The sequence below is a fragment of the Pseudoalteromonas rubra genome (genome assembly GCF_005887115.1).
Lineage (GTDB): Bacteria > Pseudomonadota > Gammaproteobacteria > Enterobacterales > Alteromonadaceae > Pseudoalteromonas > Pseudoalteromonas rubra_F.
In genome coordinates this window covers 294,843-311,074 of the sequence record NZ_PNCJ01000017.1, presented here as the reverse complement: position 1 = coordinate 311,074, position 16,232 = coordinate 294,843, and the positions used below count along the sequence as shown (strand labels likewise).

15 protein-coding genes are annotated in these 16,232 nt (G+C 47.4%); 10 read left to right on the top strand and 5 right to left on the bottom strand.

From position 1 onward, the window contains the following. Positions 1 to 156: 156 nt before the first annotated feature. Positions 157 to 1,494: a peptidoglycan DD-metalloendopeptidase family protein gene (locus CWB98_RS13530; RefSeq protein WP_138545355.1), complete on the top strand. Its 1,338-nt coding sequence runs from the start codon at positions 157 to 159 to the stop codon at positions 1,492 to 1,494. A gap of 81 nt (positions 1,495 to 1,575) precedes the next feature. Here the strand turns inward: CWB98_RS13530 and CWB98_RS13525 are convergent, their stop codons facing one another. Together CWB98_RS13525 and radA are read right to left on the bottom strand one after the other, a co-directional pair. Next, positions 1,576 to 2,493: a hypothetical protein gene (locus CWB98_RS13525; protein ID WP_138545354.1), complete on the bottom strand. Its 918-nt coding sequence runs from the start codon at positions 2,491 to 2,493 to the stop codon at positions 1,576 to 1,578. Positions 2,494 to 2,508: 15 nt separating this feature from the next. Next, a complete protein-coding gene (radA, locus tag CWB98_RS13520; RefSeq protein WP_138545353.1) occupies positions 2,509 to 3,879 on the bottom strand; it encodes a DNA repair protein RadA in 1,371 nt (456 codons plus the stop codon). A 136-nt stretch (positions 3,880 to 4,015) separates the two neighbouring features. On the opposite strand from radA, the gene CWB98_RS13515 reads away from it, so the two are divergent. Beyond that, the gene (locus tag CWB98_RS13515; protein WP_138545352.1) at positions 4,016 to 6,520 is read left to right on the top strand and encodes a PilZ domain-containing protein; all 2,505 of its coding nucleotides are present in this window, start codon (positions 4,016 to 4,018) and stop codon (positions 6,518 to 6,520) included. Between the two features lie 35 nt (positions 6,521 to 6,555). On the opposite strand, the gene ampE is transcribed toward CWB98_RS13515, so the two are convergent. Both ampE and ampD read right to left on the bottom strand, forming a co-directional pair. Continuing rightward, positions 6,556 to 7,440 carry a beta-lactamase regulator AmpE gene (gene ampE, locus CWB98_RS13510; protein ID WP_138545351.1) on the bottom strand — a complete coding sequence of 295 codons (885 nt, stop codon included), beginning with the start codon at positions 7,438 to 7,440 and terminating at the stop codon, positions 6,556 to 6,558. A 5-nt stretch (positions 7,441 to 7,445) separates the two neighbouring features. After that, positions 7,446 to 7,988, bottom strand: a complete 543-nt coding sequence (gene ampD / locus CWB98_RS13505) for a 1,6-anhydro-N-acetylmuramyl-L-alanine amidase AmpD (RefSeq protein WP_138545350.1) — start codon at positions 7,986 to 7,988, stop codon at positions 7,446 to 7,448. A gap of 189 nt (positions 7,989 to 8,177) precedes the next feature. Between ampD and nadC the strand changes: the two genes are divergently transcribed. The 7 genes from nadC (at position 8,178) to yacG (ending at position 14,769) form a co-directional block, all read left to right on the top strand. Next, entirely contained in the window at positions 8,178 to 9,017 is an 840-nt protein-coding gene (gene nadC, locus CWB98_RS13500; protein ID WP_138545349.1) for a carboxylating nicotinate-nucleotide diphosphorylase, read from the top strand. A 400-nt stretch (positions 9,018 to 9,417) separates the two neighbouring features. After that, positions 9,418 to 9,873, top strand: a complete 456-nt coding sequence (locus CWB98_RS24605) for a pilin (RefSeq protein WP_138545348.1) — start codon at positions 9,418 to 9,420, stop codon at positions 9,871 to 9,873. 54 nt (positions 9,874 to 9,927) lie between these two features. After that, positions 9,928 to 11,160 carry a type II secretion system F family protein gene (locus CWB98_RS13490; RefSeq protein WP_138545347.1) on the top strand — a complete coding sequence of 411 codons (1,233 nt, stop codon included), beginning with the start codon at positions 9,928 to 9,930 and terminating at the stop codon, positions 11,158 to 11,160. Between the two features lie 19 nt (positions 11,161 to 11,179). Next, on the top strand, positions 11,180 to 12,055 hold the full coding sequence (locus CWB98_RS13485; protein WP_138545346.1) for a prepilin peptidase: 876 nt from the start codon (positions 11,180 to 11,182) through the stop codon (positions 12,053 to 12,055). A gap of 4 nt (positions 12,056 to 12,059) precedes the next feature. Then, entirely contained in the window at positions 12,060 to 12,671 is a 612-nt protein-coding gene (gene coaE, locus CWB98_RS13480) for a dephospho-CoA kinase (protein ID WP_138545345.1), read from the top strand. A 107-nt stretch (positions 12,672 to 12,778) separates the two neighbouring features. After that, positions 12,779 to 14,455, top strand: coding sequence for a type IV-A pilus assembly ATPase PilB (gene pilB, locus CWB98_RS13475; protein ID WP_138545344.1), 1,677 nt, complete (start codon positions 12,779 to 12,781; stop codon positions 14,453 to 14,455). A gap of 71 nt (positions 14,456 to 14,526) precedes the next feature. Next, positions 14,527 to 14,769, top strand: coding sequence for a DNA gyrase inhibitor YacG (gene yacG, locus CWB98_RS13470; RefSeq protein WP_054014754.1), 243 nt, complete (start codon positions 14,527 to 14,529; stop codon positions 14,767 to 14,769). A 50-nt stretch (positions 14,770 to 14,819) separates the two neighbouring features. On the opposite strand, the gene CWB98_RS13465 is transcribed toward yacG, so the two are convergent. Further along, entirely contained in the window at positions 14,820 to 15,329 is a 510-nt protein-coding gene (locus tag CWB98_RS13465; protein ID WP_138545343.1) for a Spy/CpxP family protein refolding chaperone, read from the bottom strand. Between the two features lie 215 nt (positions 15,330 to 15,544). Here CWB98_RS13465 and CWB98_RS13460 point away from each other — a divergent pair, with 215 nt between their 5' ends. Continuing rightward, a complete protein-coding gene (locus tag CWB98_RS13460; protein WP_138545342.1) occupies positions 15,545 to 16,231 on the top strand; it encodes a response regulator transcription factor in 687 nt (228 codons plus the stop codon). Position 16,232: the final 1 nt, after the last annotated feature.

Genomic DNA, 16,232 nt, shown 5'->3' with positions numbered 1-16,232 from the left:
CACGCCAACCTCACTCCAACAATTTAATCAGTTAATCGCCCGATTTTAGCTTATATTCGGGGCAGTTTAAATGTATAAAAGACTGGTATTTGCGCATTATTACGTATATGCTGCACTATTATTTGCAATAATTCTTGACAGCGGAAAAGGCACGTTATGGTACATGCAGTGCACAAACTCCCAAAAAAACACAAGTTGCTGATCCTGGGCTTGCTGTCAGCAATGGTCGCTATTGCACTCATCCCATCTGAGAAGGCAACAGCCTCCCGAGATCACGACAAAAGCGCGCTCGAAGTTGGCAAAAGATATGAGCTGCCACTCAATGTCGGTGAGCAACAACCTGAGCTCACTGAACTGAGCGAAGCGCCTGTAGACACAGCTGAGCCGGTTGTACCGGAAACTATCCAATACGACTTCAAAGACCACCAGGTACGCAACGGTGATAGCCTGGCAGTGATTTTTAAACGCGCCGGCTTTTCAGCACAAACGCTACATAAGCTCGTCAATACCAACGCTGAAACCCGTAAACTCACCAAGATCCACCCAGGTGAAGTGCTGAGCTTTGCCAGTAATGAACAGGGTGAATTATTACAGCTGAAATACGTACTCTCGAAAACAGATACGCTGCTTGTCAGTCGTAATGAGGAAGGTAACTACGCCACACGGATCGAAAGTAAAGAGATAGAAACGATCGAAAAATCAGCTGGGGGCGAGATCAAATCCAGCTTCTGGACCGCCGGTATTACCGCAGGCTTGACTGAACGCCAGATCATGAACTTTGCCCATATCTTTGGCTGGGATGTCGACTTCGCCAATGATATTCGTAAAGGCGATCAGTTTGCTCTGATCTATGAATCACATTTTGTGGATGGTGAAGAAATAGGTACAGGCAAAATCATCGCTGCCGAGTTCATTAACCAAGGGGAACGTTATACCGCGGTACGTCACTCCGACGGTGACTTTTACACCCCTGAAGGGCGTAGCATGAAAAAGGCCTTCCTGCGGGCCCCGGTTGATTTTAAGTATATTAGTTCAAATTTCAACCCGCGTCGTTTGCATCCGGTAACTGGTCGTGTATCGGCACATCGCGGGATTGACTATGCCGCCAGAACAGGCACTCCTGTGGTGTCAGCTGGTAATGGTAAAGTCATTAAATCTGGCTACAACCGTCTGAATGGTAATTATGTCTTTATTCAGCATGGCAGTCAGTATGTGACTAAATACCTGCATTTGCATAAGCGTCACGTTAAACAAGGTCAGAAGGTCAAGCAGGGCCAGAAAATTGGTACTGTCGGTGCTACTGGCCGGGTTACCGGTGCGCACCTTCACTATGAGTTTTTGGTGAATGGCGTGCATCGCAACCCACGTACGGTTAAACTGCCGAAGTCACAGCCACTTCCAGCTACAGAGCTGGCAACGTTTAAGCCTCTGGCGCAACAAATGCTGGCTAAGCTGGAGCGTAATCGCGAGCTGATGCTTGCTCTGAACGACTAATACCAAGTCGTATAATTTGCTAGCAAACAGCTAAATAAAAAAGCCACCGTCAGGTGGCTTTTTTATTGATAGAAAGTCAGACTAGGAACCACTCACTGTCAGGTTTAAGAATTTTTCGAGCCCCTCCGGATCCGCAGCTAGCATCTGAACTTGCTGAGAAAAGGCGTCAAAGTTCATTGCTTCATCCACTGACACATCGACCTTTAAGGTATTTAGCCCGGAGGCAAACCCTGTTATCCCTTGTTTGACGGCATCAGATACAGGCACCTGAGCAAGCTGCATTGTCAGCATCTGCTGAAACTGTTCCTTAGTCAGCCCTTTGCTGGTTAGTAGCTCGGTCACTAAAAGTTCCAGCTTTGGCTGTCCGTCAATTGCAAAGGTCAGCTTTTGCGGCTCAAGTGACTGCAATGCAGAGAGCAGCTTGCTCTGCATTTGCAACTCCTGCTCCAGAGTGATCTCTGACCCCTGTTGCTGCATCTCAAGTGACGTACTCATCAATTCAGCACTGTTACCAAGGTCAAAGTTAAACTCAAGACCAACAACACCTGCAGCCTCAACCGCCGATCTAAACTGGCTGTTGCCTGTCTGTTCGTCGTAACGCATAGATGAAGTAAGTGCGAAGTGTGTACCGGCCAAAGCGGTAGATTGCTGTTCGAGTTCAGCTGCAATGGCAGGACTTAAGGTTACATTAGACAGTTTCACCTCAGTAAAATCACTAATTCTATCTGCTTCGTAGCCCTGTAAACTGAATTCACCAATGTTTATCAGTGCCTGCTGCTCTGCAGCATCTTTGACCACCAGAGACTGCACTTTAACAGTATTGGTGAACAGGTTGTACGAAGATCCCTGATACTCGATCAGCATGTCAGATTGCTCTGCAAATTGTGTGATCTGCTGTTCGACAACGAGTTCAGCCTGCTGATTAGCATAAATATGTGCACCAACAACAGCCGCTGACAATGCACCACCGAGTGCCAGCATGATCGTAGACTTTTTCATTTTTGTAAGTTTCCTTTAAAACAAGGCTTCAAGTGCATCACTGAGACTGGCAACGGCAACGACCTCCATGCCCTCAATGGCGTCCTTTGGTTTATTTGCGATGGGTACAATAGCACGTTTGAAACCATGTTTCGCGGCTTCGCGCAGCCTTTCCTGGCCACTGGGTACCGGGCGGATCTCTCCACCAAGGCCAACTTCGCCGAACACCACCATCTGGCGCTCCAGCGCATGATTTTTAAAGCTGGACACCAACGCCGCTATTGATGCCAGGTCAGCACTGGTTTCAGACACCTTAACCCCGCCCACCACGTTCACAAACACATCCTGATCCGCTACCTGCAAACCACCGTGACGATGCAGTACGGCTAAGAGCATTGCCAATCGATTTTGCTCCAGGCCGACCGTCACGCGTCGCGGATTGGCCAGTTGGGAGTAATCCACCAGCGCCTGCACTTCCACCAGCAATGGCCGAGTACCTTCCCAGATCACCATCACCAGAGAACCTGGAGTTTGCTCTTCTCCGCGATTGAGGAAAATAGCAGACGGGTTACTGACTTCTTTTAACCCCTGACCTGTCATTGCAAAGACCCCAAGCTCATTTACAGCACCGAATCGATTCTTGTTACCACGCAAAGTTCTGAAACGACTGTCGCTACTGCCTTCAAGCAAAATGGAGCAGTCGATACAATGTTCCAGCACTTTAGGTCCAGCCAGAGATCCATCTTTGGTCACATGGCCGACCATAATAATGGCAACCTGGTTTTGCTTGGCAAAACGGGTCAGGTAAGCGGCGCTTTCTCGCACCTGAGAAACACTGCCCGGTGCGGACTGCACATCACTCATGTGCATCACCTGAATGGAGTCAATGACCATGATGGCCGGCTTTTCACGCAATGCCAGCTGGCAAATGCTCTCAACGTTTGTTTCAGCCAGGGTACGTAGTTTGTTGGTTGGCAGGCTAAGGCGTTTGGCCCGCATCGCAACCTGCTGCAAAGACTCTTCACCCGTTACATATAGGGTAGACATAGTCTCGGCAAGCAAACACATGGTCTGCAACAGCAAAGTACTCTTACCGGCACCGGGTTCTCCACCAATCAAAATGGCGCTGCCAGGCACCACCCCACCACCGAGCACACGGTCAAACTCTTTGAATCCAGTAGTAAATCTTGGCAAAGATTCGAGATTAACTTCATCCAGCGTCTGAACTTTAGCTTCGACGACACCGGCATACCCAGCCATAGTTCCGGCCCGTGGCGCCGCTTTTACAGAAGGGACTCTGAACTCAGTAATCGTATTCCAGGCTTTACATTCAGAACATTGCCCTTGCCATCGAGCAAATTCCGCTCCACAATCACTACAGACAAATGCGGTTTTCTTTTTTCCCATAAAAATCAAGGCATAGTTATTGCTTAAATTAAAACTCAATTAAGCTTAGTTCAACAGTAAGCGTTAATACTGACATAAATTTGGCAAAGGCTAAAACAATAACCGGGTAAGATCTGCTGATTTAAAATGTGTACCTATGGCTGAAGATAAATTACAACAATACCAAGACTTAATAGATGAATTAAAGATTGATCTCGGCGATCCTAATTTTGACTTTATCTTCAAGCAAAAAACGGCGCAACTCAGTAAGCCGGATCAGTTCTTGCTGAAAATGGAAATGACCAGGCTGTCACAACCTGTTGCCCGTTTTATTGACCTGCGCGGTCAGGTTTCAGGTCAAGTTAAACCCTATGAATACGAAGGTAAGCAACATTTTATGGACGATGTTGCGATTCGAGTGTTCGAACAGGAAGTCGCCCGTTATGGCGGCTACACCTTAGCCGTATACGAAGCGGTCATGAACACCGACAATAATTTTAAGGTGATGCAGAAACAGGCAGCCCAGCAGCAAGATGAAGATGTCACCGGACTGGACGTCTCTCAGGCAACTCATTATATCCGCTTTGCTTCTTATGAAAGTCGCATCGAAGAACGGATGAACTATTCAATCAAGATCACCGTCGAGTTTGGTAATCAACGGCTCGCCAATGCCAGTACCTCGGACATATCGCTCAGCGGTGCCAAGATCAAATTGGCACCAAACTATCACCTGCATAAAGGCGATCTGGTGTCGCTAAGACTGGTCGGGTTGGAGCAAGATTTTGAGCTGGGCCTGAAAAGCGGGATCCAGTATGAAGTCGTCGCCGTTGAGCCAGTATCCAATGAGTATAATCATGTTCGCCTCAAACGTACGTTTGTGGAGAACAACAGCGGCTTTGACGACTTCCTGCAAAGCTTTATCCATGGCAACAAACGACGTTATAAAATCAACCTGGATAATACAATGGATGCCGTCGTGTGTAAGGGGTATGAACAATATTACCTGCCGCGCGTCAATTCCCTGTTTGTATTTTTCAGCCAGGCCAACACTATGCTCTACCCGAGCCTGGTCCTGACCAATGAAAACAATGCACACATCAACTACTATTTTGAGGATGAGCGCAAAACGTCTTCCCTTTATAGCGTGTTTAATCAGCAACGTCTGGATATGTTGCTGCAGCGTCCGGAACCCGTGAAAGAAGCTTTCTGCTACACCTTCACTCATGGTAAAAACGGTAAAATCTACTTTTACTCTGCCTTTGACTGGGAACTGAAAAAATCTGCGGAATTGCATGATTTGTTTATGGGCTTTGGCAGTCAAAAAGACAGCTGGCGGATCTTTAAAGTGCAGCTTATGCCAAGTCATCATGAGGATGCCTTTATTCCTTTGTCCCTGCCATCCAGTGCGGGAAAGAATGTGGAAAAGCTCAATAAGCGCCCCACGCCTCGCGTGCAGGGACTGATAGAAAACGTCAAGTACCTGATGACCCTCAGCGATATTACCACTGAGCAGCAAACGGCTTATTATCAGGCATTGCAATACCCCAAAGAGCAGGTCAACCTAATCAAGCAGTTTGGTCACGGCAAAGCAAAGGTCCCTCCGCCACTCGAAGTTGTGGCCCTGGAGTATGTCAACCTGCGCTCTCACAAACGCTATTTATACAAAACCGCAGCCACCGTTGTACAAGACGACGGACAAGCTTTAAATGGTCACACCCGAGACTTTTCCGTAATGGGCTTACAGGTGGCACTGGAAGAGGCCACGACGCTACAGAAAGGGGATATTGTGCACCTCGACCTACCTGAGCTGCAGAAAATCACCAAGCAACATAACCTGACGAAACTCAGGTATGAGGTAATGGCTGTCAATAAAGCAAAAACCATTATTAACCTCAAGGTGAACATTCTCAGCAATGTGCAGCACACAGCCATTACATTTTTCAAGATCCTGATTGAAAGCAATAAAAATAAGCTTCAACCCTGCGAAGAAGCACCAAGGATCCCCGGACTGTCCCATGCACTGCGTAATATGGTCACCAAGAGTATTTGCCAGTTCCCCCTGTACTTGCACAAAGCAGCGGCTCATTTTCGGATTGGCGCAATAGGCCAAGGCCTCTACCCTACAGCACTCCATACGATTTTACTCTCTGAGGTGATCAACCATAACCATCAGGAATATGTCCAGGCTCATGGCCTGTTACCCAGTGACTTCATTGGTGAATATCTTAGTGAGCGACTACGCAAGCAATCACGTCAGGATAAGCCTCTGCAATACACCGTATTCTTACGTTTTGATCCGCAAGCCACTGAACTGAAAGACGCGCTGAAAAGCCAATGTGTTGTCGCGGGAGAATCATTCGAACCTTTGTTCCTGTTCATCAAGCGTGCATTGAAAAAAGAGTTACTGTTTGTGTTTCATTTGTATATATCCAAAACAGGGCGACCTGACATGGACTATCTGGCCAACGAACTAAGGTATGTCAGTCATTATGCCATACACAAAGCAAAGGGACTCGAAGAGGCACTGTGGAATGTCGCCGGAGTCTGTGATCTGATAGATGTTACAGAGCAGATCCTACCGACTCTGGATGTGGATCAAAACCAGCTGGATATTATGTCAGAGCGCAAGAAAGCCTGGTTATCAACTCAGCCAGGCACCTGACAGAGACACTCTGTCAGGTACTGTGCTTCGTATGCCTAGCTCAGGCCACCAAACAGGGTCAGTAAGGCAGTAAGTACCAAAAAGAAAAGGATGTTGCGTTTAACCAGACGCATCATACAGGTCGCTTCGTAAGTGCAACCAAAAAACTGTTGCTCTATCTGTTCAGCAGCCAATGCAATATCACTCACCACGCGTCGGTTTGGCGTCTCAAAATCGAGCAAATATTTTAGCCAACACCCAGTCCCCTGTGTAAAGTTACCTATAATCAGATAACCAAAACTGGCAACTCTGGCAGGCAACCAGTCAAGCCAGAAGAGTAATTTGGAGAAGCGTTGCGTGTGTGCACCCAATGTACTGCGAACTAGCGCCACCTGAACGGGCATGTCTTCTTCCTGACGCTCAGTCAGCGTACTGACCAAAGAACGCGCTGTCGAATATAACACCGCACCAGGCGCACCCAATACAACAAACCAGAACATTACCGCGCAGTAGTGCTGAAAGTTAATCCATACTAAGGTTTGTCCAAACGTTTCGCCATTGCGCTCAGTTTCCGTGCGCTCTTGCCCCATTTGTAATGCATACAGTGTCACCGCCTCGGAATCACCTCGAGTCAATGCGTTGAGGTAACCTTTGTACAGCTTGCGATAACGACCGCACCCAAAGCAAACTAACAGTATGAGCACATTTAACACTAACTGGAATAACACAAAATCAGAGAAATGAAGTACCAAAGCAGTCAGCACAGTAGGCACAACAAACCAGATCATGACACCAAGATCAGAACCCAAGATTCCCTTGTTACTAAGCTGCTTTTTACTCCAAGCCAGATACTTCCCTATATAGAAGTCAATCTGCCAATGTTCTGAGCGAGCGCCTAAACGCTCGATCACTAAAGCAATTATGATAGAAATTAACATCATGTCCGCTACTCTTTTGTTATCAAAGCAAAATATTTATCCCAATTAAACGCGACTCCGGGATCGCTCTTTCTGCCTGGCGCAATATCACTGTGACCCACAATACGCTCTTTAGTCAGCTTTGGGAGCCTCTGTTGCAACCACACGGTGAGATTAGCCAACGCCAGATACTGCGCCTCGGTATAGGCTGACCTGTCGGTACCTTCCAGTTCAATACCTATGCTAAAGTCATTACAGTTCGCTTGCCCCGCAAACTCTGATACACCTGCATGCCAGGCCCGTTTATCAAACGGGACATACTGAACCACAGTACCATCACGACGGATCAAGCAATGTGCCGACACCCTGACCCCGCGCAATGACTCAAAACTAGGGTGTGCCTGACAATCCAGCGTCCCCATAAATAAATTGTCTATGTAATCACCACCATACTCACCTTCGGGCAATGAAATGCAATGGATCACCAGTAACGAGGGCTGACATTCTGCCGGACGCTCATTGTAATGTGGCGAGTGCCGTTGAAATACACCATCAAGCCAATTTAACTGCATGAATAGAATCACTTAGCCAATTAATATTGTTATTACCTTAGCAAGTTTGCCATGCTTTCACTATGTTATTTTGACACCCAAACAAGTCCAGCAGAAAGCCAAGCCACTCTGACCCAGTTAAACGACGTTGTCATTAACTGACTTAACGCAGTAGAATTAGGTTATTGAATCACAAAGCCAAGATAACCCATGTTAAATGAACAGCTCACCCAGCTAGTTAAGCTGGCACTTGATGAAGACCTGAATAACCAAAACGCCGCTGATGGCGATATTACCGCAGCCCTGATCCCAGCCTCACAGCAAGCACAAGCTTACGTGATCACACGTGAAGAGTGCATTTTTTGCGGCAAAGACCTGATCCTTGAGGTGTTCAAACAAGTCGATCCCAGTGTTCAGGTAAATGTACTCGTCACTGACGGAGACAAGCTGCAGCCAAATCAGCGTATTTTTGAAGCTACAGGCAGCGCACGCGCTATTCTTACAGCGGAACGTACCGCACTGAATTTTGTTCAGACTCTCTCTGGTACAGCCACATCTACAGCACACTATGTTGCAGCATTGGCTGACACGAATACGCAGCTGCTGGATACTCGTAAAACCATACCGGGCCTGCGCGCTTTGCAAAAATATGCTGTTACTTGCGGTGGCGGCAAAAACCATCGTATCGGGCTGTTTGACGCTTTCCTGATCAAAGAAAACCACATTGCCGCCTGTGGCGGAATTGACAAAGCAGTTACACAAGCCAGACATAACCATCCGGACAAACCGGTAGAGGTCGAAGTAGAGAACCTGAATGAGCTGCAGCAAGCGCTTGAAGCTGGTGCCGATATCATCATGCTTGATAACTTTACCGTTGAAGACATTCAAATTGCCGTTAAACATACTGCGGGTAGAGCTAAGCTGGAGGTGTCGGGTAACATGACCTTAGATAAACTGGCGACGTATGCGCAAGCGGGAGTTGACTACATTTCCAGCGGTGCATTGACGAAACACCTCCAGAGTATAGACTTATCTATGCGCTTTGAGTAACAGGTGTAACGGCTTTGTAATAAAATACAGAGCCGGCTCGTTGACAAGGTCAAGAAAACTCTTTTTAATACGAACAAATAATTAGCATATAAATTATTCATGTTCTTGATTTACTGCCAGTGCACCCTATTAACAGCTGTTATATAAAGGTGTAGACACCACGGATGATAGCAGGCGAACAGAAAAAAGACCTAAACTGTCATAGTAATGTAGTAGACTATAAAGGACTATTCATTATCATTGACTAGGCCAAAGTAATGACAATCTACTTTGATTTACAACAAATTGGCGATAAGAAGAACGACCTATACTGGGTCTAAACTCTGAGAGCACAGATTTAATAAACCCCTGGTGTGAGTGGTTGCTGGCATCGGGTCTAACATCCCTTAGGAGACACATCATGACGCAAAGACAACAGGGTGGTTTTACCCTTATCGAATTAATGATTGTAATTGCAATCATTGGTATTCTTGCTGCCGTTGCACTGCCGGCATATCAGGATTACATCAACCGCTCTAAAGCATCTGAGCTGTTAGCCGCATCAACGATGCCTAAAGCCTGTGCAACAGAAACCGCTCAAATCGGTGGTAACCCAGCTGTATGTGACGACGACTTCGACGGCACTCAGTTTGTATCAGCTCTGACAGTAAGCGCTGCGGGCCTAATTACTATCACGGGTCAGTCTGACATGGCAGGTCTGGTTGTGACACTAACGCCAATTAATGGCGCGGATAGTGAAGCTGCAGAAGCCGGTGACTTCACCGCTGGTTTCCAGATTGCCAGCTGGCAATGTAACGGCACAGTAACTGGTAACGCACAAGCGAGCTGGTTACCTGCAAGCTGTACGACTAACTAATAGTTAGCGCTCAATTATGCAAGAGGGGCTCTCCCTCTTGCAGACTCATCGCATATGAATCAACCCGACAAAAATTCTGCCAAGGTCGATACCTTTATCTGGGTCGGCGTCAGCGCCCGTGGCAAACGCCTGCAGGGCGAACTCACCGGAACCAGTGTAGCGCTAGTAAAAGCGCAACTTCGCAAACAGGGTATCACCCCCTCTAAAGTTAAACGCAAACCAAAGCCTTTGTTTGGTTTGAGCAGTACCCAAAAAATCACCCCGAAAGACATTGCTGTTGTCACACGACAAATTGCAACTATGCTGACCGCAGGTGTGGCTTTGGTACAGGCACTAGATATGATTGCGTCCGGGGCGAAAAATAAAAGTGTCAGTAAGCTGATCACCCATATTGCAGACGAAGTCAAAGCAGGTCAGCCGCTGGCAAAATCGCTGCGCAGCCACCCAAAGTATTTTGATGAATTATATTGTGACCTGGTTGAATCGGGCGAACAGTCCGGTGCATTAGATCGTATTTTCGACCGGGTGGCGTTGTACAAAGAAAAAGCTGAAGCACTGAAATCAAAGATCAAGAAAGCCATGTTTTACCCCATAGCGGTGTTGTCAGTTGCCCTGATCGTGACCTCCATTTTATTGATTTTTGTTGTGCCTCAGTTTGAAGAAATTTTTACCGGCTTTGGGGCTGAATTACCCGGCTTTACCCTGATGGTGTTAGGTATTTCTGAGTTTATGCAGGAATACTGGTGGCTGTTCCTCATCGGGCTGGGCGGAAGTGGTTACGCCTATAAAGAAGCACTACAACGCAGTGCCGCTGTGCGCCACTTTAACGACCGCATGGTGCTGCAGATCCCGGCAATTGGTGAGATCCTGAAAAAAGCAGCGGTTGCTCGCTATGCCAGAACCTTGTCTACCACCTTTGCCGCAGGTGTTCCCCTGGTAAATGCGTTGGAATCTGCCGCAGGTGCATCCGGCAACATTATCTATAAGAACGCTATTTTAGACATCAAAGGCGAAGTCAGCTCGGGTAATCAGATGAACTGGGCAATGCGCAACTCCAGAATTTTTCCCGACATGGTCGTACAGATGGTGGCCATTGGTGAAGAGTCCGGTGCACTTGACAGCATGCTGGCAAAAGTCGCAAGTATTTATGAGCAGGAAGTAGATGACGCCGTCGATGGGTTATCATCACTGCTTGAACCTATGATCATGGTGATCCTGGGCGTACTGGTTGGCGGCTTGATTGTTGCTATGTATTTGCCTATATTCCAGCTCGGCACCGTCATTTAACAATAAAAAAGACTCTATTATGCAAGAAGTTTGGCACCTCATGGAGCAGCAAACCTGGTTTTGGTTGCTGACCGTCGCTCTGACCAGCCTATGTATAGGCAGCTTTCTGAACGTCGTAATTTATCGTTTACCCATCATGATGCAACGCGGCTGGCAGGCAGAATGCAGAGTGATTTTATCCCAGGAGCCTGAGCAGCCTGAGCCTGCACGCTTTAACCTGATGACGCCGGGCTCCACCTGTCCTAAGTGTGAGAATAAAATTAAAGTTCATCACAATATCCCCCTACTCAGCTGGTTATTCTTGAAAGGGAAATGCGCATACTGCGACACCCCTATCGCCAAACGTTATCCACTTATCGAATTACTCACAGGGGTTGCGTCAGTCTGGCTGGCCTGGCATTTTTCCGCAACACCACAGGCCCTTGTCTACTTACTTGTGACTTGGGTACTCATCGCCCTGATTTTTATCGACATTGACCATATGTTACTACCCGATCAACTGACCCTCCCCTTACTCTGGTTTGCGCTGCTGGCCGCCGTATTTGGTATAACCGTCACGCCTTCCCAAGCTATCATTGGCGCGGCTGTCGGCTATTTGAGCCTGTGGAGTATTTACTGGGCTTTTAAGTTACTGACAGGAAAAGAAGGGATGGGGTTTGGTGATTTTAAACTGCTGGCGGTATTTGGCGCACTCATGGGATGGCAGTCATTATTGCTGATTGTGTTGTTGTCCAGTGTCGTAGGTGCCGTGATCGGCGCCACTCAGCTTGCCGTGCAAGGAAAAGACAAAGCCACACCTATCCCGTTTGGTCCTTACCTCGCCATTGCTGGCTGGCTGACCTTGTTATATGGTGAACAGATCAGTCGCTGGTACTTTTCACTATTAGGAGCATAAGACGATGGCTAAATGGATCTTAGGCTTAACGGGCGGAATTGGCGCCGGTAAAACAACGGTATCCGATTTTCTTAACCGGTTAGGAATTGTCGTTGTAGATGCAGATATTGTCGCAAGAGAAGTTGTTGAGCCTGGTAGCGACGGGTTGGCTGCTATTGTTGAGCATTTTGGAGAGCAGATACTGACAGCAGAAGGCACGCTAGACCGCCAGGCCTTACGCAATACCATTTTTAGCGATGAAAAGGAAAAACTCTGGCTGAATAGCCTATTGCACCCGATGATCAGGGAGCAATTATTAGCCCAGTTAAACCGCGCCCAGAGCGACTATGTCATTTTGTCTGCGCCTTTATTGTTTGAAAACGGGCTTGAACAATACTGTGACAAAACGCTGCTTGTCGATGTGCCTGTCGAAGTCCAGATTGCGCGAACCTGCAACAGAGACAATAGTCCGCAGCAGCAGGTTGAGCGCATCATAGAGGCACAAATGAGCAGAGCCGATAAACGCGACAAGGCCGATTTTATTCTCGACAACCACCAACCTATCGAAGCAATGCACAAACAACTGAGCGCATTGCATCAAACCTTTTTACAACAGGCTGCGGCAAATCATGCTTGATATGCGTTGAACAGACTCTGGCATAGCCCGGATCGTCATCAATTCTCTACCCGCATCTATGCATTTTTGCTACATTTAGTGTAACTCGTTGAAGTCTTAAGAGCATTATGGAACATCACTCGCCATTACTGAGAAAGTTTATTACCCTTGGCAAACTCACTGCTGAGCAGGTTAAAGCCAAACAAGCCGATGCCCATTCCACCGCTGAACTTATTTGTCTGTGCAGCGGCATGAGTAGTCAGGAAATGGCCGAACAATGCCTGGATCTTTTCAGAGTCCCCTACTTCGATCTGAGCGGTTTTGATATTACTCAGGTACCAAAAGAGCTGGTTAAGGAAAAGCTGATCCGCCAGCACCACCTGCTGCCGCTGGTTAAAAAGGACAGAAAGCTCTTCATTGCCACGTCAGATCCAACAGACTACGGGGCATTTGAAAACTTTGAGTTCAGCACAGGTTTGCAGTGCGAGGTTGTCGTCGTAGATTACAAACTGCTCGATCAAAAAATCGATCAGCTCTTTGATGACAATAGTAGCCTGAGCCTGAGTGAAGACGAGTTTAAGGAATTCGCCAGTCTGGATGTCGAAGATGAACCCAAGACACAGAACACAGACGAAGAAAAAGATGATGCTCCAATCATTGTCTATATCAATAAGATTTTGATGGATGCGATAAAAAAAGGGGCCTCGGATCTCCACTTTGAACCCTATGAAAAAAAGTATCGGGTACGTTTTCGTATCGATGGCTTGCTACATGAAATGGCCAGTCCCCCTCACGCATTATCCAGCCGCTTATCAGCTCGTATCAAAGTTATGTCGCATCTGGATATTGCAGAGAAGCGCAAGCCACAGGATGGCCGTATTAAACTGAAAATCTCGGAGCGCAAGAGTATTGATTTTCGTGTCAGTACACTGCCAACCATGTGGGGCGAAAAGATTGTAATGCGGATCCTGGACTCATCCGCAGCAAAACTGGGGATCGATGCCCTGGGGTATGAAGCTGACCAAAAAGACATGTATCTCAATGCCCTGGAACAACCGCAAGGGATGATACTGGTCACGGGCCCAACCGGTTCGGGTAAAACGGTTTCTCTTTATACTGGTCTGAATATACTTAATAAACCAGAGCGCAATATCAGCACCGCGGAAGATCCTGTGGAAATCAATCTCGAAGGGATCAACCAGGTTCAAATTAATACCAAAGCCGATATGACCTTTGCCAACGCACTGCGGGCATTCCTGCGTCAGGATCCCGATGTTGTCATGGTTGGTGAGATCCGGGATCTGGAAACCGCCGAGATTGCCATCAAAGCTGCACAAACAGGTCACCTGGTGATGAGTACTCTACACACCAATTCGGCTTCTGAAACCCTGACCCGACTGCTCAACATGGGTGTCCCCGCCTATAACGTGGCAAGCTCAGTGAGCCTTATCATTGCACAGCGTCTGGCCCGGCGTCTTTGCCCTAAATGCAAGGAACCAGAAGATCTGCCAGCAGAAGAATTACAACGCCAGGGTTTTAGCGAGGAGCAGATAAAAAATATGACGGTCTATTCACCCAAAGGGTGCGATCACTGTACTGATGGCTATAAAGGCCGAGTGGGCATTTATGAAGTGATGAAAATCACACCAGAGATCTCTCATGCTATCATGGATGGCGGAAACTCTCTGGAAATCGCGGAGCTGGCTGCCAAGCAGGGCTTTGCGAACCTAAGACAATCCGGACTTAAAAAAGCAGCAGATGGGATCACCTCACTGGCGGAAGTGAACCGGGTAACCAACTACTAAATCCCGGCTCCCCCGTGACTGTGTGAGAGCTGCACAGTACAATAGAGTAAAATAGTTATGCTGAGGTGCTTATGCCTGTATCTGTAAAATGTCCTACCTGCCAGGCCGCCGTCGTCTGGTCGGCGCAAAGCCCACATCGCCCTTTTTGCTCGAAGCGCTGCCAACTCATTGATTTAGGAGAGTGGTCAGAAGAGAACAATAAAATCTCAACGCCACTTAACAGTGCGGATTTATCGCCTGAAGCAGCACGGGATATGGTGGAAGATCTGGAAGCCTTACTGGCCAAAAACGACGATAGTTTTTTTAAAGACTAACTTATACAACCACAAAGCCCGAATAAATAGTTCGGGCTTTGTTCAGTGGTTCAGGATGACTGATGTTGGTGGTGTTTTTTCCCCATCCGTTTATGGCGCAACTCCTTGAGCTTATCACGCTGCTCTTCGGTCAGAATATGATAGACCTTATGCTGGGTTTCCAGTCTGATCAGCATCATGTCACGCTTTTGAGGCTGAAATTGCTCCAATAATACCTGTGCCTGTGCTTTGTCGAACTGCTCGGCCTCGATCAATGCCTTAAATGCTGTGTGGTGCTCTCCTTTGTCTCTGTCACCACGCAGTGACTTAACTTGCTCCTTCTGAGCATCGAAAATACTTTTTAGCTCAGCTTGCTGGCTTTCAGTCAGTGCCAGATGCTTTATCGCACGTTTTGATAACAACATGCGCCCCATTGTTTGCATCGGTTTCATGTGCTTAGCCTGAGCATGCGCCTCAACCTTATCGGTATCAGCTAAAACCGTGCCACTGCCAGCCATAACCGAAGCCAGCAATAATGCTTTTAGTGTGTGACGAATTTTCATCTTGGTGTGTGTGTTCATAATAGCGTCTCCTGTTAAGTTAGGTTCAACTTTAGCAACGCCAGAGCAAAGCAACGTCAAGGCTGTGTAAAGTTTTGTCAAGAGCTGTTGCAGCCCTCACACATCCAGCGTTTCGACATCATTCCCAGAGCGTAAAGAAATGTAAAGTCAGTCACCTTACTTATATAGTAAGTAGTAAGGTAAGATAGGCGTGAGAAGAGTGATTGAGTAACAGTATGAGTGCGAAAGTACTGATAATAGACGACGATAGAGGCCTGTGTGAGCTTCTGCAAGACTATCTGCAAGGCGAAGGGTTTTATGTTGACACCGCCCATACGGGCCCTGTGGGACTGGATATGGCGTTAGACAGGGAGTTTGATGTCATCCTGCTGGATGTGATGCTTCCCCAGTTGGACGGCTTTGAAGTGCTCAAAGCATTACGTGCAAGAAAAATGACGCCCGTGATTATGTTGACCGCCAAAGGCGATGATTTTGACCGGATCTTCGGGCTTGAACTTGGTGCTGATGATTACATCCCAAAACCATTCAATCACAGAGAATTACTGGCAAGGATCAAAGCCATTACTCGCCGCGTCGCCCATTTACTTCATACCACGACCAGTCCCCGTTTCGAATGCCATGAGCTTGCTCTGGATTTATCCTCACGCACCGCGAGTATTAAGGGTATACCACTGCCATTGACAGGTACTGAGTACGAGATGCTCCACCAGCTTATGAAATCTGCGGGTCAGACCGTGACTAAACAAACTTTGTCTCAAGCTGTGCTGGGTCGCCCTCTGGCACCCTATGACAGATCTGTGGATATGCATGTCAGTAATGTACGGAAAAAAATCGCCGTACATAGTGCACATACCTATATCAAAACCTTACGAGGTTCTGGCTATATTTTTCTTAAGGCTTGAG

Excerpts from the sequence above, each read along its gene's own strand:
- CWB98_RS13490 (WP_138545347.1), top strand. The coding sequence starts at position 9,928 with ATGAATCAACCCGACAAAAATTCTGCCAAGGTCGATACCTTTATCTGG.
- CWB98_RS24605 (WP_138545348.1), top strand. The coding sequence starts at position 9,418 with ATGACGCAAAGACAACAGGGTGGTTTTACCCTTATCGAATTAATGATT.
- pilB (WP_138545344.1), top strand. The coding sequence starts at position 12,779 with ATGGAACATCACTCGCCATTACTGAGAAAGTTTATTACCCTTGGCAAA.
- ampE (WP_138545351.1), bottom strand. The coding sequence starts at position 7,440 with ATGATGTTAATTTCTATCATAATTGCTTTAGTGATCGAGCGTTTAGGC.
- CWB98_RS13515 (WP_138545352.1), top strand. The coding sequence starts at position 4,016 with ATGGCTGAAGATAAATTACAACAATACCAAGACTTAATAGATGAATTA.
- nadC (WP_138545349.1), top strand. The coding sequence starts at position 8,178 with ATGTTAAATGAACAGCTCACCCAGCTAGTTAAGCTGGCACTTGATGAA.
- ampD (WP_138545350.1), bottom strand. The coding sequence starts at position 7,988 with ATGCAGTTAAATTGGCTTGATGGTGTATTTCAACGGCACTCGCCACAT.
- yacG (WP_054014754.1), top strand. The coding sequence starts at position 14,527 with ATGCCTGTATCTGTAAAATGTCCTACCTGCCAGGCCGCCGTCGTCTGG.
- coaE (WP_138545345.1), top strand. The coding sequence starts at position 12,060 with ATGGCTAAATGGATCTTAGGCTTAACGGGCGGAATTGGCGCCGGTAAA.
- CWB98_RS13465 (WP_138545343.1), bottom strand. The coding sequence starts at position 15,329 with ATGAACACACACACCAAGATGAAAATTCGTCACACACTAAAAGCATTA.
- CWB98_RS13460 (WP_138545342.1), top strand. The coding sequence starts at position 15,545 with ATGAGTGCGAAAGTACTGATAATAGACGACGATAGAGGCCTGTGTGAG.
- CWB98_RS13530 (WP_138545355.1), top strand. The coding sequence starts at position 157 with ATGGTACATGCAGTGCACAAACTCCCAAAAAAACACAAGTTGCTGATC.
- CWB98_RS13525 (WP_138545354.1), bottom strand. The coding sequence starts at position 2,493 with ATGAAAAAGTCTACGATCATGCTGGCACTCGGTGGTGCATTGTCAGCG.
- radA (WP_138545353.1), bottom strand. The coding sequence starts at position 3,879 with ATGGGAAAAAAGAAAACCGCATTTGTCTGTAGTGATTGTGGAGCGGAA.
- CWB98_RS13485 (WP_138545346.1), top strand. The coding sequence starts at position 11,180 with ATGCAAGAAGTTTGGCACCTCATGGAGCAGCAAACCTGGTTTTGGTTG.